This is a genomic window from Pseudoalteromonas sp. Z1A6, assembly GCF_011378745.1.
GTDB lineage: Bacteria > Pseudomonadota > Gammaproteobacteria > Enterobacterales > Alteromonadaceae > Pseudoalteromonas > Pseudoalteromonas arctica.
This window is the reverse complement of the sequence record NZ_WTKW01000588.1, coordinates 1-1,396: the sequence shown is the minus strand read 5'-3', so window position 1 is coordinate 1,396 and position 1,396 is coordinate 1. Positions and strand designations below refer to the sequence as shown.

The 1,396-nt window shown below is 33.2% G+C and carries 3 protein-coding genes; 1 reads left to right on the top strand and 2 read right to left on the bottom strand.

Features of this window, described 5'->3' with window-relative positions; genetic code table 11:
* The first annotated feature begins 108 nt into the window (after positions 1–108).
* On the top strand, positions 109–432 hold the full coding sequence (locus tag GQR46_RS19700; protein WP_010555318.1) for a hypothetical protein: 324 nt from the start codon (positions 109–111) through the stop codon (positions 430–432).
* A gap of 72 nt (positions 433–504) precedes the next feature.
* Here GQR46_RS19700 and GQR46_RS19695 read toward each other — a convergent pair whose 3' ends face one another.
* Both GQR46_RS19695 and GQR46_RS19690 read right to left on the bottom strand, forming a co-directional pair.
* The gene (locus tag GQR46_RS19695; protein ID WP_165742225.1) at positions 505–1,101 is read right to left on the bottom strand and encodes a pentapeptide repeat-containing protein; all 597 of its coding nucleotides are present in this window, start codon (positions 1,099–1,101) and stop codon (positions 505–507) included.
* A 16-nt stretch (positions 1,102–1,117) separates the two neighbouring features.
* Positions 1,118–1,348, bottom strand: a complete 231-nt coding sequence (locus GQR46_RS19690) for a hypothetical protein (protein ID WP_165729303.1) — start codon at positions 1,346–1,348, stop codon at positions 1,118–1,120.
* Between the last annotated feature and the right edge of the window lie 48 nt (positions 1,349–1,396).

Genomic DNA, 1,396 nt, shown 5'->3' with positions numbered 1-1,396 from the left:
TGTTTTTAATTAAAAATAACTTTTACTTTATAGGTTTGCATTCTCTATTGTCAAACTATGCGATAATAGTCGCCATTGTTTTAATATATTTAGTAAAAGATCCAATAAATGAAATCATACAATAGCATTCAAGAACGTATAGAAATCCTAGAAGACAAACTAACTGCAATACATGACGAAATCGAAACACTAAAAGCACCTGCTAAAAATAACAATGAACGTATTATTTTTAAGTTTATTGAAACAGGCAGCACTGGTAAAACGAAGGATTTTGTACGTGAGTTAGGTATTAAATCACCACGTGACGGTTTGTTTTCATCAGGTGACGTTACAAAACTAATTAAAGATGGCGCTGAAGATATTTCACCTGCGTTATTAGAAATCGCAAGACAGCTTGCCAGTGCACGTAATAAAAATGGCCCAAGCCGTTAATTACCCAGTCACACAGTATCTAGAAGCCCAGCCAAGCTGTCGCTTCTAGATATGTAATTATATTAAACTAAATTAATCACATAGTTCTATATTAAGGCTGGTAAGCAAATTAAGTGCTTCGAAGCGATCAAACTTAGCATTCGCTAAGATATTATTATTCAAATCTATATTAAACGCTGTAGCACCTACAAAATCACATTTTGTTAAGTTAGTTTGAAAAAACTCACTATCGCGAAAATCTGTTCCTGTAAATTCACTACTGCTTAAATCAGCGTGTCTAAAATCAACATTTTTTGCAAAGCAGTGTGTTAGTTTAAGAGCTTTAAGGGTTAATTCAAAAAAAGAGCTATTACTGAGTTCGCAATAACTAAAACTCACCGGTGCGTTAATACTAAGCGCTGGCCAATCTACATCAGCCCATTGCAAACTATTTAATTTACAGTGGCTAAAACTTACATTTTCAAGCGAACTGTAGTTCCATTTAAGTGACGATAAATTACAGTTTTTAAAACTACATTCTATAAATCGGCAATTTTTAAACTGCCCCCCTGAAAAGTCGCAATCGATAAATATACATTCTTCAAACTCAGAGTTTTCAGTTAGCTGCTCTGCGTACTGCAAAGCATTAAATTGCTCATCAAAATACTGTTTATTGTTACTTAACAACACAATTTACCTATTAAATTTAACCTGCGTAGCCATTATTTTTAGGTAAATCTTTTTTAAGAGCAAGCACTGCAATAAAAATCAAACCAAACAATGGAAATAGCGCAAAACAGCCACCCACAAACGCTAAAACACCTGGCATAGTACTTTTACGCTTACCTATTTTGTAGCTAATTACAGCAAAAATAGGGATGCATAATATAATAAAAAAAGCTAAAAACTCACCAAATAAGGTTAGATGAAACGACATAAGAACTCCTTTTCAATATGGATAATAGCAATCGGCACAAACCTTTAA